We start from the raw sequence: 22,893 nt of genomic DNA, 5'->3' as shown, positions 1-22,893 counted from the left end.
CCCAAATATAAGTAAAGAATCGGGTTTAACGAAATCGTTTTCTCTTAAAAAAACCTTACAAAGTTAAAGGTTACTTTTTAGCAAGCAGCCTTTTGTTTATGGCTTTTATTAGTCCGGGGCCTTCATAAATAAAGCCCGTATAAAGCTGTACCAGGCTTGCACCTGCTTCCAGCTTTTCTATGGCATCATCGGCAGAGTGAATACCTCCCACCCCTATAATAGGAAACGCCTTGTCACTCTTTTCAGAAAGGAATCTTATTACCTCGGTAGATCTTTTGGTTAGAGGCTTACCGCTAAGTCCGCCCATTTCTTTTTGGTTTTCAGATATTAGCCCTTCACGTGAAATGGTAGTGTTGGTAGCAATAACACCTGCTATTTTGGTAGTTTTTACAATATCAATAATATCCAGCAACTGGCTATCAGTAAGATCAGGAGCTATTTTAAGCAATATCGGTTTCTGTACCGGTTTTGCCTGGTTTTTATCCTGTAGTGTTTGCAGTAATTGAGTAAGCGGTTCTTTATCCTGTAGCTCTCTAAGGTTTGGTGTATTTGGTGAACTTACATTTACCACAAAGTAGTCTACATAATCATATAGGGCATCAAAGCATATTTCGTAATCGCTTACAGCATCTTCGTTAGGGGTTACTTTGTTTTTACCGATGTTACCCCCTATAAGCACGTGGCCTTTACCTGCCGGGTTCTTTTTAAGGCGTTCTACCGCAGCAGCAACTCCGCCATTGTTAAAGCCCATGCGGTTTATAAGCCCTCCATCTTCCTTAAGCCTGAAAAGTCTTTTTTTAGGGTTACCTTCCTGTGGCTTTGGAGTAAGTGTACCTATCTCAATAAAACCGAAGCCCAGATTACCTAGCTCTTTGTACAGTTTTGCATCTTTATCAAGTCCTGCAGCAAGTCCTACCGGATTCTTAAATTTTAGTCCGAATACTTCACGCTCCAGTTTCGGGTCGTTTACCTCATACATCGATTTAAGCAACGATGGCATACCCGGTATACTGTTTAAAAATCTGATGGATGAAAATGTAAAGTGATGGATTTTTTCCGGATCGAAACGGAATAATACAGGCCTTATTAAAGATTTGTACATAGCTAAATTATTGTGGGTGCAAATTTAAGATTATCTGAAGAATATTATAAACTTTATAAGCCTTAAAATTTAAAAGTTATACATAATTTTGAAGGAATTATACATCACCACTATGCTTAAGAGTGTATTTACAGAACTGGTAAGCCAATATAAAAACGAAACCGCCGACACATTTTGGCTTGAAATAAACGAGCATTATAACGGAAAAGACCGCAAATACCATAATCTTATACATTTAGAAAACATGTATAAAGAGTTGCTATTATGTAAAGAGCTCATTACAGACTGGAAAACAGTTCTTTTTGCTTTGTTCTACCATGATATTATCTATAAGTCAACCAGAAACGATAACGAAGAGCAAAGTGCTCTACTTGCCGAAAAACGTTTAAAACTTATAAACTACCCTGAAGACAGTATTGCAAAGTGCAAACAATTGATTTTAGCCACTAAATCACACTTGCCCGTTAGCGACACCGATACGAACCTCTTTACTGATGCTGATCTTTCAATATTGGGATATGATTGGGAAATGTATTATGAATACTCAAAAAATGTAAGAAAAGAATATTCCTTTTATCCGGACATTTTGTATAAACCGGGGAGAAAAAAAGTTTTACAGCATTTTCTTTCCATGAATTACATATTTAAAACAGAATTTTTCAGGAAAAAATATGAGGGTAATGCTAAAGAAAACATAAGAAAAGAATTAACCAAACTTTAGCTAACATTGAAATCAATACCATTATTAAATCATTATATTTGAATCATACCTAGCTATATACTGTCATGAACGATATTAATGAAAATACTGCACCAGCCTCAATAAGTTTTGAGCTTATGAAGATGGCATTTGATGCTCCTAATAATCGTAGTATATTCTTTACTCCTGTATATAACGAAGAAAAAGAAATTATTGATTTCAGGTTCACTTTACTAAGTCGTGGTACTATAGATTTTTTTAATGGCATAGACCGAACCGGACAAACTTTAATGGAAATATTGCCTGATCAGATAGCACAGATAGGCAGTCTTAAAAAAGCTTTTTTGGATAATGAGCCTCAAAACTGGGTTAGATATTATGAAAATCTTGACGGAAAACAACAATGGTTTAAAGTATCTGACAGTAAGGTAGGTAACGGTGTTTTTAGGGTATGGGAAGACATTACCGAACAGAAGGTCGCTGAGAAAAAACTAAATGCACTTTTAGCAGAACAGATTGAAGATAAGTACCTTTCTTTATTTAACTCTGTCGACCAGGGGTTTTGCATTATTGAGGTAATTTTTGATGAAAACAATAATGCTACAGATTATCGGTTCATAAAAACCAATCCTGCTTTTGAAAAACAAACAGGATTAAAAGACGCCATAGGCAAAACCATGAAAGAAATAGAACCCAATCACGAAAAACACTGGTTTGAAATTTATGGCGAAATTGCAAAAACAGGTAAACCCCGATATTTTGAACAGGAAGCTAAAGAGCTAATTAACGGGTGGTATGAAGTTTCTGCATTCCCTTTGAATGAAGAGCTCAACAATAAAGTAGCGGTTATATTTAACGATATTACAGCCCGTAAAAATGTACAAAAAGAACTTAGTGAGTTTAACTCCCGCCTTGAGGAAGAAGTTAGAGAAAGAACCGCATCGTTAGAGAAAGTGAACTCTTTACTGGAGCAAAAAAATATACAGCTTGAAAACTCCAACAGGGAGCTGGAATCGTTTAACTACATTGCCAGTCATGACTTACAGGAGCCTCTAAGAAAAATACAAACCTTTATAAGCTTTATTAAGGACAGGGACATGTCGCGTGAAGAAGCAGAACCCTACATCAAAAAGATACATAGTTCTGCAGGACGTATGACACAGCTTATTAAAGACGTATTGGTATACAGCAGGCTATCTGTAGAAAAAGAATTTGTAGATGTTAATCTCAACGATATTCTTGATAATGTTATTGCCGATTATGAGCTTTTAATAAAGGAGAAAAAAGCTAAAATTGAAAAAAGCTGGCTACCTACAATAAAGGCCATACCCTTACAAATGGAGCAGCTGTTTTCTAACCTTATAAGCAATTCATTAAAATACAGCAGCGAAAAACCGGTTATTACCATATCACACGAAATAAACCCTTTAACCAATACAATCCATCTTATCTTCTCAGATAACGGTATTGGTTTTGATGCGCAATACAGCGAACAGATATTTAAACTCTTTCAAAGACTTCATGGAAAAGGAGATTATGCCGGTACCGGAATAGGCCTTAGCATCTGTAAAAAAATTGTTGAACAGCACAGAGGAACTATATCGGCAAAATCACAACCGGGTAATGGGGCTACTTTTAACATTACACTACCTTTAAACTAGGTTATTAACCTGCTTAAAATTATTGTACTTCGGGTCAAAATTGTAAATTTGATGCTTCATTTAAAATTTATTAAAAATGCAGCATATTATTGACCGCTTTATTAGCTATGTCACTGTTGATACAGAATCTGATCCAAACTCTAACACTACACCCAGTACCGCAAAACAATGGGACCTTGCCAACCAGCTTGTAGAAGAACTTAAGGCTATAGGCATGGAAGATGTTACCATAGATGAGCATGCTTATATTATGGCTACCCTTCCCTCAAATGTAGATCATGAAGTACCTGTAATAGGCTTTGTTTCTCACTTTGATACTACTCCCGATTTTACAGGAGCTAATGTTAAACCACAAATTATAGAAAACTATGATGGTGGCGACATAATACTTAATAAAGAGCAAAACATAGTGCTGTCTCCTGGTTATTTTAAAGACCTTTTACAATACAAAGGACAAACCCTTATTACTACCGATGGAACGACTCTTTTAGGAGCCGACGACAAAGCAGGTATTACAGAGATTGTTACTGCTATGGAGTATCTTATTAAACATCCTGAAATTAAGCACGGTAAAATACGTGTAGGTTTTACTCCGGATGAAGAAATAGGCCGTGGAGCTCATAAATTTGACGTAGAGAAATTTGGTGCAGAGTGGGCTTATACTATGGACGGCAGCCAGATAGGCGAACTTGAATACGAAAACTTTAATGCAGCAGGTGCTAAAATTACTTTTAGTGGTAAAAGTGTGCACCCTGGTTATGCTAAAGGAAAAATGATAAACTCTATGTTACTTGCTAACAAGTTTATCTCTAAACTTCCTAAAGAAGAAGTACCTGAGAAAACTTCAGGGTATGACGGATTCTTCCACGTAACAGGAATTAGCGGAAGTATTGAGGAAACTACGGTTCAGCTTATTATCCGTGACCACGACAAAAAGAAATTTGAAAAAAGAAAAAAACTTGTTGCCAAGATTACTGAAGGTATCAACGAAAAATATGCCAAGCAGTTTGGCGGTGATATAGCTGTAGCTGAAATAAAAGACCAGTACTTTAATATGAAAGAAAAGGTTGAGCCTGTTTTCCATATTGTAGAAATCGCTGAAAAGGCAATGAAAGAACTGGGTATTAAACCTATCATCAAACCTATTAGAGGCGGTACAGACGGTTCTCAGTTATCATACATGGGCTTACCTTGCCCTAATATTTTTGCGGGTGGACATAACTTCCACGGAAAATATGAGTATGTTCCTGTAGAAAGTATGCAAAAAGCTGTAGAGGTAATTGTAAAGATTGCCGAGCTTACAGCTGAAAAGAAATAGGCATGGAAGAAAGAAAAACATGGAATAAGAACAATCAGTGGACCGAAGAGCTTGAGCTGCTTAAAAGCATTATCAATAAAACCCCGTTAACTGAAACGACCAAATGGGGAGGTATTGTTTACACCTATAACGACAAGAATGTTTTAGGGATAGGCGGCTTCAAAAACTTTTTTACCATATGGTTCTTTAAAGGTGTTTTTCTTAAAGATGAAAAAGGGGTATTAGTAAACGCTAACGAAGGAAATACAAAGTCGTTAAGGCAATGGCGCTTTACCTCAACAGAAGAGGTTAATGAAAAGGAAGTGCTAAAGTATATTAACGAAGCTATTGAGGTAGAGAAAGCCGGATTGGAAATTAAACCAGAAAAAAGGGAAACGGTAATACCCGAATACCTTCAGGAAGAACTGGACAATTCTACAGCCTTAAAAGCCGCTTTTGAGCAATTAACCCCTTTTAAGCAACGTGAGTATGCCGAATTTATTGAAACTGCAAAGAGAGACGCTACAAGGCTTTCAAGAATGGAAAAAATTAAGCCCATGATCCTTAACGGAATTGGGCTTAATGATAAGTATAGATAAAAAATCCTCAGCGTTTGCTGAGGATTTTTTTTATTTCTGGTTCTGAAGCTTTTGAGAAAGTTCAGATGAAATTGCCGAACGCTCCATTTTAAGCTTACCGGCCATAGTTTCGATTACTACAGTAGTTTCTGCTATTTCAGCAATTTTACCGTGAATACCGCTTTTAGTAACTATTTTATCACCTACCTTAAGATTACTTTCAAATTCCTTTTCTTTTTTCTGTCTCTTTTGTTGCGGAACAATCATTAAAAAATAAAATACCGCAATAATTAAAACTAAAGGACCAAACTGTTGAATTGCTTCCATGTTGTTTTATAAATATTAGTGTGATGCTGCACCTATTCCCTGTGGAGCATTAATTTCTGCTGTAAACTTAAGCACATCCGTTCCTGACTCAGTATTAGAGTGTACGTTTACAGTTTTGCTTTGTTTACCTGATTTTCCGTTAGAATCGAAAACCACTTTAATCTCACCAGACGCACCCGGTGCAACAGGAGTTTTAGTCCACTCAGGAGCAGTACATCCACAGCTTGGCTTAACCTGGCTGATTACTAGATCTGCAGCACCTTCGTTTGTAAACTTATATACATACTCAACTTTATCACCTTGTTTAATGGTTCCAAAGTCGTGTTCCGTTGTTTCAAATTTAATTACTGGCATTTTTCCAGCTTCAGCATGAGCTATTTCTGCTTGTTTTGCTGCGTTTTCATCAATTTTAAGAGCTGCATTCTCCTTACATGAAACTGAAAGTACTAAAGATGCTATGGCCAGCATAGCAGCTGATTTTTTTAACATAACTAATAGTTTTTTAAATTGGTTCTACATTAAACCTCTTCCGGTTTTTACTAATTTATTGGTGTTTTGATAGTCTTTAATCAAATTATCAAGAATACCGTTGATAAAGATACTGCTTTTTGGTGTAGAATACTCCTTCGCAATCTCAAGATATTCGTTAATTGTTACCTTAACAGGAATAGACGGGAATTTTAAAAATTCGCAAATTGCCATTTTAAGGATAATAGAATCAATTTCAGCAATACGCTCAGCATCCCAGTTAGGGGTTTTGTCTATAAACTCCTGAGAAAGTTCAGACTCATTAAGTACTGTCTTTCTAAACAGGCTTTTTACAAACTCCCTGTCATCAATATCTTTAAAAAGCTTAGGTATATAAAGGGCATCTACATCCTCCTCAACATTCTTTATCTGCTTAAGCTGCTTAACGATCATTGTATTAACAAGCGGAATATCATCTACCCATGTTAATTTATGGTCTTCAAGATACTCATACAGCTTTTCGTTTGGCGCTACTACCTCTGTAAACAGGTCTACAACAAAATCCCTGTCTTCAAAAAAGTTATTCTCCTTCGTCTCCATATATTTTTCATATACTTTGCTGCTTTTCACAGCTTCAAGAAGAATAAGGATATAATCGTCGTTGTTTTTCCAGTTTGTAATTTTCCTGTCTTCCATAGCAATACTTAACGAATTGCTGTCGTTTAGAAGCTTAAGTACGATATTGTTTACAAACTTTTTGTTGGGATTGCGTTCCAGTGCGGTAGCAAGGTGCTTTTTGCTGGATCTCTCTAAAAACAGTTCTTCACTGTTACGAATTTCTACCAATGCAGAAAGCATAATCAGGTACAGGTCCTGAACGTTTTCAATACTCTGGAAAAGAAATTTCTCTTCCTTATCAAGGCTATCTGAACCATTTTGATGCATCGCATAAATTGACTGCATCACTTTAACACGAATATGTCTTCTGTTTAACATCCGTACGTAAGAACTTTTAAAAATTAACGAAGCGAAAGAGGTCTTCTTTCGCTTCGCAAAAATAGTAATATTATTTTTAAGGCTTATTATTTAGCCATTTCTTTTTTTCTGTCGTCAATGCGTTTTTGAGCGATAGACATTGCAGCCTGCTGTGTAGTTACACCGTTAGCTTCTGCAAAATGGAATATCTCTAATGTAGTGTTGTAGATATTCTCTGTTCTCTTCATTGCCTCTACTTTATCATAACCTGCAATCTCTGCATAAACGTTAATGATACCACCCGCATTGATCAAGAAGTCAGGAGCATAAAGAATACCTCTTTCCTGAAGCATCTTACCGTGAATATTTTCGTTAGCAAGCTGGTTATTTGCAGCACCTGCAATAACTTTAGCTTTTAGCCTTTCAATCGTTTCATCGTTTACAGTAGCACCTAAAGCACAAGGAGCATAAATATCTACATCTGCACTGTAAATATCATCACCCATAAATATTTTAGCACCATACTTAGCACCTACTTCTTCCATTCTTGCCTGGTTGATATCAGATATCTGTACAAGAGCACCTTCTTTAGTAAGGTAATCAATAAGTGTTTCACCTACGTGACCTGTACCCTGTACTAATACTCTCTTACCATCAAGGCTTGCAGAACCAAACTGGTGCATAGCAGCAGCTTTCATACCCATGTAAACACCGTAAGCAGTTACAGGAGAAGGGTTACCAGAACCACCTCTTTCTTCAGAGATACCTGTAACATAAGGAGTCACATCACGAATTAGGTCCATATCTGGAGTTGTTGTACCCACATCCTCTGCAGTGATATATTTACCGCTAAGAGAGTTTACAAACTGACCGAATCTTGTAATAAGCTCAGGAGTTTTATCTAATTTAGAATCACCAATAATAACAGCTTTACCACCACCAAGGTTAAGACCTGAGATAGCCGATTTGTATGTCATACCTCTTGAAAGCCTTAATACGTCGTTTAAAGCTTCCCATTCGTTTGCATACTTCCACATTCTTGTACCTCCAAGTGCAGGTCCTAAAACTGTATTATGAATACCAATTATTGCTTTTAAACCAGTATCTTTGTCATGACAAAAAACAATCTGTTCGTGGTCATTGAAAGAAGCCTGTCCAAAAACCGGATCGACTTTTGTAAGTTCGTTAGCTTTAACAACTTCTGTTATCATGATAATATTTTTTAAATTGAAATTTATTCAAAAACAGTGTACAAAAATACATTTAAATTTAAGATACGGCAAAATAAATCCTTTTTTTTAAGTTTTCAATAATAAAAATACATTAATTTTGATAGGCTAATTACCTGACCAATAATCTGATTTTAACAATTTTAGCTAAAAAAATCCTGATTTAACAATATTATCATGAAGGAACTTCAGCATTTAAACAAATACTTTATAAAATATAAATTTCAATTTCTTTTAGGAATTTTTATCACGATTATCGCCAATATATTCTCTTTATTTTCACCGGAATATACCGGGGCAATATTAACCTCTATAGAAAAGGCAACTTCGGGTAAAATTACAGCATCGGTTGCTCAACAACAGATATTTCACAGTATCCTTATAATTATAGGTACTACCCTGCTTGCCGGTGTACTTACCTTTTTTATGAGGCAGACTATTATAGTAATGTCAAGGCATATTGAGTTCGATTTAAAGAACGAGATATTTGAGCATTATGAAAAGCTTTCACAAAGCTTCTATAAAAAGAACCGCACAGGTGACCTTATGAACCGTATTAGCGAAGATGTAAATAAAGTACGTTCTTATGTAGGCCCTGCCATAATGTATAGCCTTAACACCATTATACGTTTTGCGGTTATTACCACACACATGATAATTATATCGCCTAAACTTACTCTTTACACATTACTGCCATTACCTATACTATCATATAGCATATTTAAGATAAGCGTTGAAATAAACAAACGCAGCACCCGCTATCAGGAAAACCTGTCTAAACTTGCAACATTTACACAGGAAATGTTTTCAGGCATAAGGGTAATAAAAGCCTACGCACTTGAAAAACAAAAACAGGACGATTTTACCGATCTTTCAAGAGATAGTAAAGACAAAAACATGAGCCTTGCTAAGGTAAGTGCCTTATTTGGTCCGTTTATGATATTACTAATAGGTATTAGTAACCTTGTTGTAATATATGTAGGTGGTAAAATGTATATTGACGGAACCATTGCAGAAATAGGAACCATTGCACAATTCATACTATATATAAATATGCTTACCTGGCCTGTTGCCTCTTTAGGATGGATATCCAGTATGGTTCAGGAAGCTGAGGCTTCACAAAAAAGGATTAATGAGTTCCTTAAAACAGAGCCGGAAATACAAAACACAAATCCGGAACACTCGGTTATCGAAGGTGATATAGCATTCAACAATGTTACTTTCACTTACGAAGACACTAACATTACTGCACTTAAAAATGTATCATTTAATGTTAATAAAGGTAAAACACTGGCCATTTTAGGAAAAACAGGATCCGGTAAATCAACTATCCTTTCCCTGATAAGCAGACTGTATGATATACAGGAAGGAAAAATAACAGTTGATGGTACTGATATTAAAAAACTCAATCTGTATGATCTTAGAAACAGTGTAGGCTTTGTACCTCAGGATGCATTTCTTTTCTCCGACACCATTAAGAATAACATAAAATTTGGCGATGAATATGCTACGGATGAAGAAGTAGTTTCCGTTGCCAAAAAAGCGGTGGTACACAATAATATCATAGCTTTTAACAAGGAATATGAAACCATATTAGGTGAAAGAGGTATTACACTTTCGGGAGGGCAAAAACAGCGTGTTTCTATTGCGCGTGCCATGATTAAAAATGCACCGGTACTGTTACTGGACGACTCGCTTTCTGCCGTAGACACTGAAACTGAGGAAGCTATACTAAACAACCTTATGGAGTTTTGTAAAGACAAGACTACTATTATTGTAAGCCACAGGGTATCCTCTGCAAAGAATGCCGATAAGATCATTATTTTAGAGGACGGAAAAATCATTCAGCAAGGAACTCACAATCAACTTGTAAACGAGCCGGGATATTACAAAGAGCTATATTTAAAACAGCTTTCAGAAAAAGAAATAAATTAAATTGTTGGATTATTAAGATTTTTTTTAGATTTTTGGTAGCTACATAAACCAATTAAAAAAGTACGAAGGATTATGAGAGATAATGACATGCTTGAAAAAGAAGAAATCTTTTCTAAAGTTTTAAGGGCAGGAAGAAGGACATATTTTTTTGATGTGAGATCCACTAAAGCTGACGATTACTACCTAACAGTTACTGAAAGCAAGAAGTTTACAGAAGAAGATGGTTCTTTCCACTTTAAAAAACACAAGATTTATCTTTACAAGGAAGATTTCGCTGCTTTCAAAGAAATACTTAATGAAATGACCGATTATGTACTTGCACATAAAGGTGAAGAAGTAATATCTGAAAGACACCAGAAAGATTTCAAAAAACTGTTTGCCGATAAAGCTGAGGAAACTGTTACAACCGAAAGCTTTACAGACGTAAACTTTGACGACATTTAATAAAAAAACTGCCTATTGGCAGTTTTTTTATTTTATCCTATACGCAATCCGTTTTCTACTTTAAAATCGGGTGCCAGCAGTACAATATCATTATCTGCACCCATAGCACCAAGGACAAGGCATTCGCTCATAAACTTTCCTATCTGTTTTTTAGGAAAATTCACCACAGCAACAATCTGTCTTCCGGTTAGCTGCTCCTTTGTATAACGTTTTGTAATTTGTGCCGATGATTTCCTCACTCCTATTTCATTACCAAAATCTATAGTAAGCTGATAGGCAGGCTTTCTGGCTTCCGGAAAATCATTTACAGCTGTTATAGTACCCACCCGCATCTCGGTTTTCTCAAATTCTTCCCATGTTAACATAGCTTTTTCTTTTTTATTTTATTTTAAAATTTATCGTAATTTGCTAAAATAAATCTTTTCTAAGAAATGGCAAACACACCCTCAAACATGCTTCCGTTAAGTACTATAGCACCGGAGTTCTATTTAAAAGACACCAACTCCAGCAACAGTTTTTCATTTAAGGATATTAAAGGCGAAAAAGGCACATTAGTCATGTTTATATGCAACCACTGCCCTTTTGTATTACATGTTCTTGAGGAAATTGTAATGATTGCCAACGATTATACCGTACAGGGAATAGGCATGGTAGCCATTAGCAGTAACGATCCTGTAAAATACCCACAGGACGGCCCTGACCGTATGACCGAGTTTGCCTTTAAAAATGATATAGATTTCCCTTATCTTTTTGATGAAACTCAGGAAGTGGCGAAAGCATACGATGCTGCCTGTACACCTGATTTTTACTTATTTGATTCTCAAAACCGACTGGTATATCGTGGGCAGCTTGACGATTCCCGTCCGGGCAATAATATACCGGTAAGCGGCAGCGACCTGCGTAATGCCATAGATGGCATTTTATACAACCGTACTATACCTGAGCCTCAAAAACCAAGTATGGGGTGTAATATAAAATGGAGGTAGATTAATAGAGTTATCTAAACTAACAATTATTTCTTTTCAAGTACTATCTCCAAAGGTTTATTCATTTTACGCCCAAATTTCATAGCCGCGTCTCTACTTTCATTAGAGCAAAGTACATACATATTGTAAGCATAAAGCTGAATAATTACAGGTTTATAAGCTCCCGTTGTATCCTCAACCTTTATACTGTAACTATCAGCAGGAAAAGTATTTGCTACAGATAACAGGTAATTATCTTTGGCAAAAGGAAAAAACCAACGCTCTTTTGTAGCAGTAGCACCTTCTTCCAGCCTTTTGTTATTATCGTCGATAAGATAGTTAAGCGAAAATTGAAGCGGTTTGTTAGCATTACTCCAGCTATACATATTGTTTACATTAATAAGGTCACGCCCCAAGCTATCCACAACAGTTATCTTAAGATTTTTTACATTTTCCTCCTTACCCTGCTCATGTACATGCAATACCAAATATGATGTAAAATCATACCCGCAGTGCATGGTAGAACCCGGCAATTGGGCTTTTGCGGTAAAACCTATCAATATTATAACTAAGAATAAAAGCTTTTTCATAACGCTGTAATGTATTTTACAAAAATAAGCCATATAAACATCACATTCAAAAAGTATTCCAATAAAAAAAGCGCCTCAAAAAGAAGCGCTTTGAATATTTAAAAGTATTTAAATCTCAATTCTGAGATCTCAATACTAAATACTATTATTTTACATCCATTAGTTCCACATCAAAAATAAGTGTAGCATCCGGCGGAATAACACCACCTGCACCACGAGAACCATAACCCAGATGAGAAGGAATAACAAATCTTGCTTTGTCACCAACCTGTAGTAAAGCGATACCTTCATCCCATCCTTCAATTACATGCCCCATACCTAGAGGAAAATCAATAGGTTGTTTTCTTTTGTATGATGAATCAAACACCTGTCCGTTATCTAAAGAACCTGTGTAGTGAACTGATACAGTTTTCCCTTTTTCAGCTTTCTTGCCGCTACCTTTCTGGATTATTTTATAACGAAGTCCGCTGTCTGTTTTATCAAAACCTGCAGCAAGCTTTTCCATTTCAGCTTCAGCTCTTTCTTTTTCCTCAGCAATACGTTTTTCTCGTGAACCTTCAAAAGTTCTGAAAGCCTCAATCGCATTCCAATTTTTAGCCTCATCACCTTCACGGATAATCTCAATACTTTCAATAGCATCTCCCTGAGCAACAGCATCAACAATATCCTGACCTTCTACCACATGTCCGAAAACAGTGTGTTTGTTATCTAACCAAGGTGTCTCTACGTGAGTGATAAAGAACTGAGATCCGTTAGTACCGGGACCTGCATTTGCCATAGAAAGTACTCCAGGCTTGTCGTGTCTAAGTTCCGGATGGAACTCATCATCAAACTGATAACCAGGACCACCAACACCTGTTCCTACCGGGCATCCTCCCTGAATCATAAAATCAGGAATAACCCTGTGAAATTTAAGTCCGTTATAATATGGTTTGCCTTGCGGCTTAGCATCGTTTTCAAGATTACCTTCGGCAAGTCCTACAAAGTTACCTACAGTACCAGGCGTTTTATCATGAGTAAGTTTTACTAAAATAGAACCTTTTGGGGTATTGAATTTAGCGTAAATTCCGTTTTCCATCTGTCTTTATTTTTTATTATGAGGCGCAAATTTACAAATTAATTACCACTAAACCTGATAACGAATTATAAGAAAAAGGTAAATTTGGATATCAAACCCAAAAGCTATGGAAAACGAAAGCAATTACATAAACATAAACAAAGAAGCCTGGAACAAAAAGACAGAATTCCATATAGATTCCGCTTTCTACAACATGACCGGGTTTCTTAACGGAGAAACATCACTAAACAGCATTGAGCTTGAACTTTTAGGCAACATTACAGGCAAAAAAATACTGCACCTGCAATGCCATTTCGGTCAGGACACCTTGTCTTTAGGAAGAATGGGCGCACAGATTACGGGAGTAGACCTTTCTGATGTTGCCATTAACAAAGCCCGAGAACTTGCAGTAACCACAGGAATACCTGCCAATTTTATATGTTGTGATGTGTATAACCTACCCAATCATCTCAATGAAAAGTTTGATATTGTATTTACCAGCTACGGCACTATTGGCTGGCTGCCCAACCTTGATAAATGGGCAAAAGTGATTAACCATTTTTTAAAACCGGGAGGCAGCTTTGTTTTTGCCGAATTTCATCCTTTTGTATGGATGTTTGACAGTGGTTTTCAAAAAATAGACTACAGCTATTTTAATGTAGAAACTATTATTGAAACCGAAACAGGAACTTATGCAGATAAAGCAGCTCCCATGGAAGCCAAAACCATTTCATGGAACCACGACCTTAGCGAGGTTTTTACCAGTCTGATTTCCAATAATCTTGAAATTAAGACCTTTAAGGAGTATGATTATTCTCCCTATAATTGCTTTAGCAACATGGAAGAATTTGAAAGCAAACACTTTAGAATCCCTCACTTGCAAAACAAAATTCCTTTTGTTTATGCGCTTAAAGCAGTGAAAAAGTTAGATGAATAATCCTTAAATTTGGGAGAAATTTTCAAAAAACGAACTTATGCCGAGTATATTTAATCCCTCCGATAATAAAGAACTTATAGAAAGAATTAATCAGCTTACACCAATTACCCTTTCTCAATGGGGAAAAATGACGGTAAGTCAAATGCTATTGCACTGCCAGCAGCCTATTAAGGTAGCCCACGGGACATTGGAATTAAAACCAAACAAGCTTCTTGTTTTCTTTTTTGGCAAATCGGCCAAAAAGAAATTATTACAGCCACAGCCTTTTGGTAAAGGCATGCCTACCGCAAAAGAGTTCAAGGTATCACACGAGCCGGATTTTGAAACCACAAAAAATGAACTTGTAGAACTTGTAGAGGTTTTTGCCAAAGATGGACACAAGTGTATAAAAAACCTTAAACACCCATTCTTTGGTACAATGAACATAGAAGAGTGGGACGCATTGCAGTACAAACACCTTGATCACCATTTAAAACAATTTGGATCATAATAAACAACGGCTAACCCTTTTGCAGGTTAGCCGTTAAACTTTGTATCTTTGCCGCTTTAAAACTCTGAAACTTTAAAAATGCGCATAGACATTATAACTGTACTGCCCGAACTTTTAAGAAGCCCGTTTGAAGCCTCTATACTTAAACGCGCCATAGACAAAGGCCTTGTGGAAGTACATCTACATAACCTAAGGGATTACAGCACCAACAAACATAAAAACGTAGACGACTACCAGTTTGGTGGAGGTGCCGGTATGGTTATGATGATAGAACCTATAGACGCATGCATAAGCAAACTTAAAAGCGAAAGGGAATATGACGAGGTTATCTATATGACTCCGGACGGAGAAACCCTTAATCAGGGAATGGCTAACCGAATGTCGTTACTTAAAAACATCATTATACTTTGCGGACATTACAAAGGTGTTGATCAGCGTGTTCGCGATCATTTTATTACCAAAGAGATTTCCATAGGAGATTTTGTACTTTCGGGAGGTGAGCTTGCAGCAGCTGTTGTTGCCGACTCCATAATACGACTTATACCGGGAGTATTAAGCAATGAAACCTCTGCCCTTACCGATAGTTTTCAGGACAATCTGCTTTCCCCTCCTATCTACACGCGCCCGGCGGAATATAAAGGATGGAAAGTGCCTGATGTGCTTTTAAGCGGAAACTTTGCCAATATTGATAAATGGAGGGAAGAAAAAGCATTTGAACACACAAAAAACAGAAGGCCTGATCTTTTGGAGTAATATATAAAACCAAAATAACGCTAAATAACTGAAGCTTAACATTTAAGAAACAGTTGTTTTACACTTAAATTTGTTTTGACGTTTAGAAAAATTAACTATATTTGCAGCCAATTTCGGATCAACCTCTGGCGAAAACCGTGAATGTTGTTCTGATTCAAACTATATAAATTTAAAATCATGTCTGATTTAGTAAAATTCGTTCAGGACGAATTCGTTGCGAAAAAAGATTTCCCTGAATTCAACTCAGGAGACACAATTACTGTGTACTACGAAATTAAAGAGGGTGAAAAAACAAGAACTCAGTTCTTTAAAGGTGTTGTTATCCAAAAAAGAGGTGCTGGTATCACTCAAACTTTCACCATTCGTAAAATGTCTGGTTCAGTAGGTGTAGAGCGTATCTTCCCTATCAACATGCCTGCATTACAAAAAATTGAACTTAACCAAAGAGGTAAAGTTAGAAGAGCTCGTATATTCTACTTTAGAGACCTTACTGGTAAAAAAGCAAAAATTAAAGAAAGAAGAAGATAATTTCTTTGATTGCACTATACAAAATCCCTACGCATTGCATAGGGATTTTTTTATGCCTTTTATTGAGAATTCCTAAATTACTACAACGTTTTTTTAAAGAATTACCAATAAGATTTTTATTTAGATTTTGCTATATTTGCAAGCCTGCTTTTTAGGGATACTACTTGGGCTACCTCCATTTACTACAGCCCTTATAAGCACAGCACACAAACAAAATTACAACTCATTAATAATTACACCTGCTGGCTTCATGATGTGTGGCCGGAAGGGCCTTTAAAAACGTAAAAGAAATGTCAAAAACATCCAGGATTATTTACACAATAACCGATGAAGCCCCTATGCTGGCTACCCATTCTTTTCTTCCAATTGTACAGTCGTTTGCTGCTCCTGCCGGAATCCAGCTTGAAACAAGAGACATCTCACTTGCAGGAAGAATACTTGCAAACTTCCCGGAAAACCTTACTGCAGACCAAAAAATAGGTGATGCGTTAAGCGAACTAGGTGAACTTGCTAAAACCCCTGAAGCTAACATTATCAAGTTACCAAATATATCTGCTTCTGTTCCTCAGCTTAAAGCTGCCATAAAAGAACTTAAAGCACAGGGATATAATGTTCCTGAATATCCTGAAGAGCCTAAAAACGACGCTGAAAAAGAAATCAAGGCTCGTTACGCTAAAGTATTAGGTTCTGCAGTTAACCCGGTTTTACGTGAAGGTAACTCAGACCGTAGAGCACCTAAAGCGGTTAAGAACTACGCTAAAGCTCACCCTCACTCAATGGGTGCATGGTCTTCTGACTCTAAAACGCATGTTGCAAGCATGAGTGAAGGCGATTTTTATGGTAGCGAGAAATCAGTTACTGTAAAAGAAGCTACTGATGTAAGAATTGAATTCACAGCTAACGACGGTACTACAACAGTGCTTAAGCAAAGTACTCCGCTAAAGGCAGGAGAAATAATAGACAGCTCTGCACTTAACCTTACTAAACTTAAGGCTTTTGTTTCTGAGCAGGTAGAAGTTGCCAAACAACAGGGTGTATTATTCTCTGTTCACCTTAAAGCTACCATGATGAAGGTTTCAGATCCTATTATCTTCGGTGCTATTGTAGAAGTGTTCTTTAAAGATGTATTTACTAAATATGCAGCCCTTTTCAGCGAGCTTGGTGTTGATACAAGAAACGGATTAGGTGATGTTTATGCTAAAATTGCAGGTACTCCTCAGGAAGCAGAAGTTAAAGCTGCTATCGAAGCGGTGTACCAAAACGGTCCTGCTATTGCAATGGTAAACTCTGATCAGGGTATTACTAACCTACACGTTCCGTCTGACGTTATTGTAGATGCTTCTATGCCGGCTATGATTCGTACATCAGGACAAATGTGGAATGCTGCAGGAAAACAACAAGATACTTTAGCCATTATCCCTGACAGAAGTTACTCTGGCATATATACAGCTACAATAGAAGACTGTAAGGCTAACGGTGCATTTAACCCTGCAACTATGGGTAGCGTGCCAAACGTAGGCCTTATGGCTCAAAAAGCTGAAGAATATGGATCTCATGATAAAACATTCCAACTAAGTGCAAACGGTGTTGTTAAGGTTACAGACAACAATAACGGTACTGTATATATGGAGCAGAATGTTGAGGCTGGTGATATCTTCAGAATGTGTCAGACTAAGGATGCTCCTATCCAGGACTGGGTTAAACTTGCCGTAAATCGTGCAAGATTATCTGCAACTCCTGCTGTATTTTGGTTAGATGAAAACAGAGCTCACGATGTTCAGATTATCGAAAAAGTAAAAACGTATCTAAAAGACCACGATACTAACGGTCTTGAAATCCATATCATGAACCCTATCGAGGCTACTAAATTCTCTTTAGAGAGAATAAGAAAAGGTCTTGACACTATATCTGTAACAGGTAATGTATTACGTGATTATCTTACAGACTTATTCCCAATCCTTGAACTTGGTACATCTGCAAAAATGCTTTCTATCGTTCCGTTAATGAATGGTGGTGGTTTATTTGAAACAGGTGCGGGAGGTTCTGCCCCTAAACACGTTCAGCAGTTTGTGGAAGAAGGTTACCTTCGTTGGGATTCTCTTGGTGAGTTCCTTGCTTTAGGTGTTTCTCTTGAGCACCTAGGCCAAACTCAGGACAACGCTAAAGCTATCGTGCTTTCTGAAGCTTTAGATGCTGCTAACGAGAAATTCCTTGAAAACGACAAGTCTCCGGCACGTAAAGTAGGACAAATTGATAATCGTGGTTCCCATTTCTACCTTGCTTTATACTGGGCTCAGGCACTTGCTGCTCAAAATAAGGATGCAGAACTTAAAGCTAAATTCACTCCTGTTGCACAAGAGCTTACAGCTAATGAAGCTAAAATTAACGACGAGTTAATTGGAGCTCAGGGCAAACCACAGGAAATAGGTGGTTACTACCACCCTGATTTTGCTAAAACTGATAAAGCTATGAGACCAAGCGAAACGCTTAACAGCATATTAGCTAAACTTGCTTAATAACAAACATATCATATTTTAAAAGCTGCCCTAACCCGGCAGCTTTTTTTTATGTACTTAAATTGTGACAATCACGCAAAAAAAAGGAGTAAATCGATTAAAAATTCATCAATTATGTAACACAACACAATTTAATTCGTCTGTAAGACGTTACGATACCGGAAAGTTATGCTTTCCAAAGAATTTGCTAAAAAAACTAATCACTTCAATCAATCAACAAATGAACACTTTTAAACAAAGGTGCCTCCCGGCATTCTTTCTATTGTTCTTTACGGCTGTTGTCTTTTCTCAGGAAAAGTTTACCCTAAGCGGTACCATATCAGATGACAGCAGTAATGAGACTCTCATCGGAGCAAATGTTTACATTAAGGAAACCGAAACCGTAGCCGCTACAAACCAGTACGGATTTTTTTCCATCTCACTTCCGGCAGGAACCTATACGGTAGAGATAAGCTATGTAAGCTTTGGTACCATTACCGAAACCATTACCCTTAATCAAAATGTAAGGAAAAATTTTCAACTCTCTTCATCCAGTGAAGAGTTACAGGAAGTAGTAATTACAGCCAATCAGCAAAAAGCAAACATCCGCACACCCGAAATGAGCGTTAATAAGCTATCGGTTCAGGAAATCAAGAAGATGCCTGTAGTAATGGGTGAGGTTGATGTACTTAAATCAATCCTTACACTTCCGGGTGTTACAAATGCGGGAGAAGGGGCTTCAGGCTTTAACGTACGCGGTGGTGCTGCCGATCAAAACCTTATACTATTGGATGAGGCAACCATATTCAACTCCTCTCACCTTTTCGGTTTCTTCTCGGTTTTTAATGCCGATGCTATTAAGGACCTTAAGCTTTATAAAGGTGGTATCCCTGCACGATATGGCGGACGTTTATCTTCGGTACTTGATATTTACCAGAAAGAGGGTAACAGCAACGAGTTCCATATGACTGGAGGTATTGGTGCCATTTCAAGCCGAATTCTGGCAGAGGGTCCTATCGTGAAAGAAAGAGGTTCTTTCCTTATAGGAGGACGTGCTTCTTATGCACACCTTTTCATGAAACTGGCAGGAGAAGAAAACAGTGCCTATTTTTATGACCTTAACACTAAACTAAGCTACAAGCTTAACGATAACAATAACCTTTACTTATCAGGGTATTTTGGGCGTGACTTATTAGAAATAAGCGACAGCTTTAATAACATATACGGGAATGCTGTGGTAAACCTTCGCTGGAACCACCTTTTCAGCGAGAAGCTATTTGCTAACATGTCTTTAATCTATAGCGATTACTACTATGGCTTAGAGCTTGATTTTGTTGGTTTAAACTGGGATTCGGGTATTAAAAACTACAACTTCAAGTACGACCTTAAACATTACCTGTCAGATAAATTCAAATTAAACTACGGGCTTAATACTATCTATTATGACTTTAACCCTGGTACAATTGAGCCAAGCGGTGAAGACTCCGACATAAACCCTGACCAGTTAGATAAAAAATATGCTTTTGAACCTGCCATCTATATAGATGCAGAACAGCAGCTTACGGAAAACCTTACCGTTAGCTACGGCCTTCGCTATAGTATGTTCTACAGGCTTGGTGCACAGGATATGAATATTTATACCAACAATCAGGCTGTTGTTTTTAACGATGAGCTAAAAATCTACGAAAAAGCTACTCCAATAGATACTAAACATTATGGCAGCGGTGATGTTATAGCCGACTTCAATAATCTTGAGCCTCGTGTAGGTATTGCTTATAAATTAAACGATGAGCAGTCGGTTAAGGCATCCTATAACAGGATGGCACAATACCTTCACCTTATAACCAATACCTCATCACCTACTCCGTTAGACGTTTGGGCCCCAAGTGATGATTACCTGAAACCGCAAACGCTTGACCAGTATGCAGTAGGATACTTCAGAAACTTTAAAGATGCGGCTTACAGCCTTGAAACAGAAGTATACTATAAAAAGATAAAAAACAGGCTTGACTATATTGACGGTGCTAACCTTATTGCAAATGAAGCAATTGAACAGGTTGTACTACCAGGAAGGGCAAGGTCTTATGGACTTGAAGTATTGTTTAGAAAAAATACAGGTAAGCTAACAGGATGGATATCTTACACACTATCCCGTACTGAACAGCAAACCCCGGGCAGAACGCCAAATGAACTGGGAATTAATAATGGTGACTGGTATTTTGCAGGATACGACAAAACACATAATCTTTCTGTTACCGGAAGTTATGAACTTAACCCTAAATGGTCGTTCGGTGCGATATTCGCACTACAGTCGGGTCAGGCAGTAACGTACCCTAACGGATATTACCAGTACGGAGATGTTGTAGTACCTAGTTTTGGTGCAAGAAACATGGACAGAAACCCTGCTTACCATCACCTGGATGTATCGGCAACTTACACTCCTAAACCTGAAAAGAAAAAAGGATGGCAGGGAGAATGGGTATTCAGTATTTACAACCTTTACAATAGGATGAATGCAGCTTCTATTACATTCAGGCAAAATGAGGATACAGGAGCCAACGAGGCTGTAAGGCTGTCTATTTTTGGTGTTATACCAAGCGTTACGTATAACTTTAAATTTTAAGGAACCGTCATGAAAAATATAAAATACATATTAGCAATAGTAACCATAGCCTTATTCACGAGTTGTGAAGAGGTAGTTGATGTAGATCTTGAAACTGCACCACCACGCCTTGTAGTTGATGCTTCCCTTGACTGGGTTAAGGGTACCGATGGTAGCGAACAAACCATAAGGCTAACCACTACAGCAGGGTATTATGAGCCTGAAGTACCTGTTGTATCGGGTGCTACAGTATTTGTAACCAATTCAATCGGAACAATATTCGATTTTGTTGAAAATCCCGGTACAGGACTTTATAACTGTATTAATTTTGAGCCTGTAATTGGTGAGACATATGTTCTTACCGTAGTTTCAGGCGGACAGACCTTCAAAGCTACCGAAACACTTTATGCCTGCCCTGATATTACTGAGGTAGTACAGAATAATGAAGGAGGTTTTTTTGGTGATGAAATAGAGGTGAGATACTTTTTTCAGGATAATGGAGAGGAAGACAACTGGTACCTAGGCCGCTTTGATGCCCCGGTTATTCCTTACCCTGATTATGATGCAATGGAAGACCGCTTTAACCAAGGGAACGAAATGTTCAACTTTTTTAGTGATGAAGATCTGGAACCGGGTCAGGTTGTAAATATAAGTCTTCATAGTAGTTCTGAAAGGTATTATAACTATATGAGACAGCTAATTGAAATTGCCGAAGGCGGTGCAGGTAGTGGTCCGTTTCAGGTTCCGCCGTCTACTGTAAGAGGTAACCTGGTTAACCAAAACGACATCAATAATTATGCTTTGGGGTACTTTCGTGTAACTCAGGCTGTAAAAATTGATTACACAGTTCAATAATAGCATAGTTTTTGCGTTAGGTTTTCAGCAAACCTTTCTGAATGAGAAAACTATACACTTTATTACTCGTCTTCACAGGACTGTTTTTCACAGCCTGTGAAGACGTTGTTGATTTAGACCTCCCCACTGCTCCTCCCAGACTGGTTGTAGAAGCCTCCTTTAACTGGATGAAAACATTTACCGGACATTATCAGGAAGTACGTTTAACCACAACCGCAGGGTTTTATGATACAGACGTTCCTATAGTTAGCGGAGCTACTGTATATGTTACCAACAGCAAAAATGATGTGTTTGAATTTAGTGAAGAAAAATCAGGGTTTCAGGGTATATACGCGTGCATTAATTTTAATCCTGAAATCGGGGAAACATACACTTTGTTTGTAGAAGTTAACGGAGAAACATTTACGGCTACCGAAACACTAATGCCTGTACCTCAGCTTGAGGAAGTGATACTAACTAATGAAGGTTTTGACCCTAACGACATGTCCTTAAAAGCTTACTTTCTAGACCCTCCCGAAACCAACTACTACCTTAGGGAAATAGGCCGTGAAGGATACAGCGGCGGCGTGGCTATTTTTGATGATCGTTTTGTAAACGGCAACTACACTTATACCATAACCATATTTGATGACCTTAAGCCGGGAGATGAAATTACAACTTTCCTTTACGGGATTTCTTCAAGACACTTTGATTATATGTCTAAACTGCTAAGCATTGTAGACGAAGAAAATGTTACAAATCCATTTAGAACACCTTCAATAAATGTTAGGGGCAATATTGTAAACCAAACTAATCCTGACAATTATGCCCTGGGTTATTTCAGGCTTAGTGAAGGTTCTTTTATAACCTACACCGTAGAATAGCATTGTACTGTAAAGTTTGTATTTTTACAGCCTAAATTAAAA

General features: G+C 37.4%; 23 protein-coding genes. 15 read left to right on the top strand and 8 right to left on the bottom strand.

From position 1 onward, the window contains the following. Window positions 1-70 precede the first annotated feature (70 nt). Window positions 71-1,102, bottom strand: a complete 1,032-nt coding sequence (locus tag NU09_RS09955; protein WP_129751134.1) for a quinone-dependent dihydroorotate dehydrogenase — start codon at window positions 1,100-1,102, stop codon at window positions 71-73. Window positions 1,103-1,214: 112 nt separating this feature from the next. Between NU09_RS09955 and NU09_RS09950 the strand changes: the two genes are divergently transcribed. The 4 genes from NU09_RS09950 to NU09_RS09935 all read left to right on the top strand — a co-directional run bounded on the left by NU09_RS09950 (window position 1,215) and on the right by NU09_RS09935 (window position 5,359). Next, window positions 1,215-1,823: a hypothetical protein gene (locus tag NU09_RS09950; protein WP_129751133.1), complete on the top strand. Its 609-nt coding sequence runs from the start codon at window positions 1,215-1,217 to the stop codon at window positions 1,821-1,823. 65 nt (window positions 1,824-1,888) lie between these two features. Next, window positions 1,889-3,463: an ATP-binding protein gene (locus tag NU09_RS09945; protein WP_129751132.1), complete on the top strand. Its 1,575-nt coding sequence runs from the start codon at window positions 1,889-1,891 to the stop codon at window positions 3,461-3,463. Window positions 3,464-3,539: 76 nt separating this feature from the next. Next, window positions 3,540-4,781: a peptidase T gene (gene pepT / locus NU09_RS09940; RefSeq protein WP_129751131.1), complete on the top strand. Its 1,242-nt coding sequence runs from the start codon at window positions 3,540-3,542 to the stop codon at window positions 4,779-4,781. Window positions 4,782-4,783: 2 nt separating this feature from the next. Further along, window positions 4,784-5,359: a YdeI/OmpD-associated family protein gene (locus NU09_RS09935; protein ID WP_129751130.1), complete on the top strand. Its 576-nt coding sequence runs from the start codon at window positions 4,784-4,786 to the stop codon at window positions 5,357-5,359. A 30-nt stretch (window positions 5,360-5,389) separates the two neighbouring features. Here the strand turns inward: NU09_RS09935 and yajC are convergent, their stop codons facing one another. From yajC to NU09_RS09915, 4 genes are all read right to left on the bottom strand, one after another. Beyond that, a complete protein-coding gene (gene yajC, locus NU09_RS09930; protein WP_129751129.1) occupies window positions 5,390-5,665 on the bottom strand; it encodes a preprotein translocase subunit YajC in 276 nt (91 codons plus the stop codon). Window positions 5,666-5,680: 15 nt separating this feature from the next. Then, window positions 5,681-6,154: a DUF1573 domain-containing protein gene (locus NU09_RS09925; RefSeq protein WP_129751128.1), complete on the bottom strand. Its 474-nt coding sequence runs from the start codon at window positions 6,152-6,154 to the stop codon at window positions 5,681-5,683. A 24-nt stretch (window positions 6,155-6,178) separates the two neighbouring features. Then, a complete protein-coding gene (nusB, locus tag NU09_RS09920) occupies window positions 6,179-7,129 on the bottom strand; it encodes a transcription antitermination factor NusB (RefSeq protein ID WP_207209771.1) in 951 nt (316 codons plus the stop codon). A gap of 86 nt (window positions 7,130-7,215) precedes the next feature. Beyond that, on the bottom strand, window positions 7,216-8,319 hold the full coding sequence (locus NU09_RS09915; protein ID WP_129751127.1) for a Glu/Leu/Phe/Val dehydrogenase dimerization domain-containing protein: 1,104 nt from the start codon (window positions 8,317-8,319) through the stop codon (window positions 7,216-7,218). Window positions 8,320-8,514: 195 nt separating this feature from the next. On the opposite strand from NU09_RS09915, the gene NU09_RS09910 reads away from it, so the two are divergent. Both NU09_RS09910 and NU09_RS09905 read left to right on the top strand, forming a co-directional pair. Beyond that, window positions 8,515-10,272 carry an ABC transporter ATP-binding protein gene (locus NU09_RS09910; RefSeq protein ID WP_129751126.1) on the top strand — a complete coding sequence of 586 codons (1,758 nt, stop codon included), beginning with the start codon at window positions 8,515-8,517 and terminating at the stop codon, window positions 10,270-10,272. Between the two features lie 72 nt (window positions 10,273-10,344). After that, the gene (locus NU09_RS09905; protein ID WP_129751125.1) at window positions 10,345-10,716 is read left to right on the top strand and encodes a PUR family DNA/RNA-binding protein; all 372 of its coding nucleotides are present in this window, start codon (window positions 10,345-10,347) and stop codon (window positions 10,714-10,716) included. 32 nt (window positions 10,717-10,748) lie between these two features. Here NU09_RS09905 and NU09_RS09900 read toward each other — a convergent pair whose 3' ends face one another. Continuing rightward, a complete protein-coding gene (locus tag NU09_RS09900; protein ID WP_129751124.1) occupies window positions 10,749-11,081 on the bottom strand; it encodes a tRNA-binding protein in 333 nt (110 codons plus the stop codon). A gap of 66 nt (window positions 11,082-11,147) precedes the next feature. Here NU09_RS09900 and NU09_RS09895 point away from each other — a divergent pair, with 66 nt between their 5' ends. After that, window positions 11,148-11,702, top strand: a complete 555-nt coding sequence (locus NU09_RS09895; protein ID WP_129751123.1) for a thioredoxin family protein — start codon at window positions 11,148-11,150, stop codon at window positions 11,700-11,702. 26 nt (window positions 11,703-11,728) lie between these two features. On the opposite strand, the gene NU09_RS09890 is transcribed toward NU09_RS09895, so the two are convergent. Next, on the bottom strand, window positions 11,729-12,271 hold the full coding sequence (locus NU09_RS09890; RefSeq protein WP_129751122.1) for a hypothetical protein: 543 nt from the start codon (window positions 12,269-12,271) through the stop codon (window positions 11,729-11,731). Window positions 12,272-12,416: 145 nt separating this feature from the next. After that, a complete protein-coding gene (locus tag NU09_RS09885) occupies window positions 12,417-13,349 on the bottom strand; it encodes a peptidylprolyl isomerase (RefSeq protein ID WP_129751121.1) in 933 nt (310 codons plus the stop codon). 106 nt (window positions 13,350-13,455) lie between these two features. Between NU09_RS09885 and NU09_RS09880 the strand changes: the two genes are divergently transcribed. The 8 genes from NU09_RS09880 to NU09_RS09845 all read left to right on the top strand — a co-directional run bounded on the left by NU09_RS09880 (window position 13,456) and on the right by NU09_RS09845 (window position 22,851). Then, window positions 13,456-14,265 carry a class I SAM-dependent methyltransferase gene (locus NU09_RS09880; protein ID WP_129751120.1) on the top strand — a complete coding sequence of 270 codons (810 nt, stop codon included), beginning with the start codon at window positions 13,456-13,458 and terminating at the stop codon, window positions 14,263-14,265. 37 nt (window positions 14,266-14,302) lie between these two features. Next, window positions 14,303-14,755, top strand: a complete 453-nt coding sequence (locus NU09_RS09875; protein WP_129751119.1) for a DUF1569 domain-containing protein — start codon at window positions 14,303-14,305, stop codon at window positions 14,753-14,755. 78 nt (window positions 14,756-14,833) lie between these two features. Then, a complete protein-coding gene (gene trmD / locus NU09_RS09870) occupies window positions 14,834-15,508 on the top strand; it encodes a tRNA (guanosine(37)-N1)-methyltransferase TrmD (RefSeq protein ID WP_129751118.1) in 675 nt (224 codons plus the stop codon). A 177-nt stretch (window positions 15,509-15,685) separates the two neighbouring features. Then, the gene (rplS, locus tag NU09_RS09865) at window positions 15,686-16,036 is read left to right on the top strand and encodes a 50S ribosomal protein L19 (protein ID WP_129751117.1); all 351 of its coding nucleotides are present in this window, start codon (window positions 15,686-15,688) and stop codon (window positions 16,034-16,036) included. A gap of 290 nt (window positions 16,037-16,326) precedes the next feature. After that, window positions 16,327-18,552 carry an NADP-dependent isocitrate dehydrogenase gene (locus tag NU09_RS09860; RefSeq protein WP_129751116.1) on the top strand — a complete coding sequence of 742 codons (2,226 nt, stop codon included), beginning with the start codon at window positions 16,327-16,329 and terminating at the stop codon, window positions 18,550-18,552. A 220-nt stretch (window positions 18,553-18,772) separates the two neighbouring features. Continuing rightward, window positions 18,773-21,154: a TonB-dependent receptor gene (locus NU09_RS09855; protein WP_129751115.1), complete on the top strand. Its 2,382-nt coding sequence runs from the start codon at window positions 18,773-18,775 to the stop codon at window positions 21,152-21,154. A 9-nt stretch (window positions 21,155-21,163) separates the two neighbouring features. Then, a complete protein-coding gene (locus NU09_RS09850) occupies window positions 21,164-21,988 on the top strand; it encodes a DUF4249 domain-containing protein (protein WP_129751114.1) in 825 nt (274 codons plus the stop codon). 41 nt (window positions 21,989-22,029) lie between these two features. Beyond that, the gene (locus NU09_RS09845) at window positions 22,030-22,851 is read left to right on the top strand and encodes a DUF4249 family protein (RefSeq protein WP_129751113.1); all 822 of its coding nucleotides are present in this window, start codon (window positions 22,030-22,032) and stop codon (window positions 22,849-22,851) included. The last annotated feature ends 42 nt before the right edge of the window (window positions 22,852-22,893 follow it).

The organism is Flavobacterium beibuense (assembly GCF_004151245.1).
GTDB lineage: Bacteria > Bacteroidota > Bacteroidia > Flavobacteriales > Flavobacteriaceae > Flavobacterium > Flavobacterium beibuense_A.
The sequence above is the reverse complement of the archived record's forward strand: the minus strand, read 5'-3'. Positions and strand labels throughout refer to the sequence as shown.

Bases quoted from the DNA above. Each gene is read 5' to 3' on its own strand.
- yajC (WP_129751129.1), bottom strand. From the start codon at position 5,665: ATGGAAGCAATTCAACAGTTTGGTCCTTTAGTTTTAATTATTGCGGTA.
- NU09_RS09855 (WP_129751115.1), top strand. From the start codon at position 18,773: ATGAACACTTTTAAACAAAGGTGCCTCCCGGCATTCTTTCTATTGTTC.
- NU09_RS09890 (WP_129751122.1), bottom strand. From the start codon at position 12,271: ATGAAAAAGCTTTTATTCTTAGTTATAATATTGATAGGTTTTACCGCA.
- NU09_RS09875 (WP_129751119.1), top strand. From the start codon at position 14,303: ATGCCGAGTATATTTAATCCCTCCGATAATAAAGAACTTATAGAAAGA.
- NU09_RS09905 (WP_129751125.1), top strand. From the start codon at position 10,345: ATGAGAGATAATGACATGCTTGAAAAAGAAGAAATCTTTTCTAAAGTT.
- NU09_RS09880 (WP_129751120.1), top strand. From the start codon at position 13,456: ATGGAAAACGAAAGCAATTACATAAACATAAACAAAGAAGCCTGGAAC.
- NU09_RS09860 (WP_129751116.1), top strand. From the start codon at position 16,327: ATGTCAAAAACATCCAGGATTATTTACACAATAACCGATGAAGCCCCT.
- NU09_RS09850 (WP_129751114.1), top strand. From the start codon at position 21,164: ATGAAAAATATAAAATACATATTAGCAATAGTAACCATAGCCTTATTC.
- rplS (WP_129751117.1), top strand. From the start codon at position 15,686: ATGTCTGATTTAGTAAAATTCGTTCAGGACGAATTCGTTGCGAAAAAA.
- NU09_RS09950 (WP_129751133.1), top strand. From the start codon at position 1,215: ATGCTTAAGAGTGTATTTACAGAACTGGTAAGCCAATATAAAAACGAA.
- NU09_RS09845 (WP_129751113.1), top strand. From the start codon at position 22,030: ATGAGAAAACTATACACTTTATTACTCGTCTTCACAGGACTGTTTTTC.
- NU09_RS09900 (WP_129751124.1), bottom strand. From the start codon at position 11,081: ATGTTAACATGGGAAGAATTTGAGAAAACCGAGATGCGGGTGGGTACT.
- NU09_RS09885 (WP_129751121.1), bottom strand. From the start codon at position 13,349: ATGGAAAACGGAATTTACGCTAAATTCAATACCCCAAAAGGTTCTATT.
- NU09_RS09910 (WP_129751126.1), top strand. From the start codon at position 8,515: ATGAAGGAACTTCAGCATTTAAACAAATACTTTATAAAATATAAATTT.
- NU09_RS09955 (WP_129751134.1), bottom strand. From the start codon at position 1,102: ATGTACAAATCTTTAATAAGGCCTGTATTATTCCGTTTCGATCCGGAA.
- NU09_RS09895 (WP_129751123.1), top strand. From the start codon at position 11,148: ATGGCAAACACACCCTCAAACATGCTTCCGTTAAGTACTATAGCACCG.
- NU09_RS09915 (WP_129751127.1), bottom strand. From the start codon at position 8,319: ATGATAACAGAAGTTGTTAAAGCTAACGAACTTACAAAAGTCGATCCG.
- NU09_RS09925 (WP_129751128.1), bottom strand. From the start codon at position 6,154: ATGTTAAAAAAATCAGCTGCTATGCTGGCCATAGCATCTTTAGTACTT.
- nusB (WP_207209771.1), bottom strand. From the start codon at position 7,129: ATGTTAAACAGAAGACATATTCGTGTTAAAGTGATGCAGTCAATTTAT.
- trmD (WP_129751118.1), top strand. From the start codon at position 14,834: ATGCGCATAGACATTATAACTGTACTGCCCGAACTTTTAAGAAGCCCG.
- NU09_RS09935 (WP_129751130.1), top strand. From the start codon at position 4,784: ATGGAAGAAAGAAAAACATGGAATAAGAACAATCAGTGGACCGAAGAG.
- pepT (WP_129751131.1), top strand. From the start codon at position 3,540: ATGCAGCATATTATTGACCGCTTTATTAGCTATGTCACTGTTGATACA.
- NU09_RS09945 (WP_129751132.1), top strand. From the start codon at position 1,889: ATGAACGATATTAATGAAAATACTGCACCAGCCTCAATAAGTTTTGAG.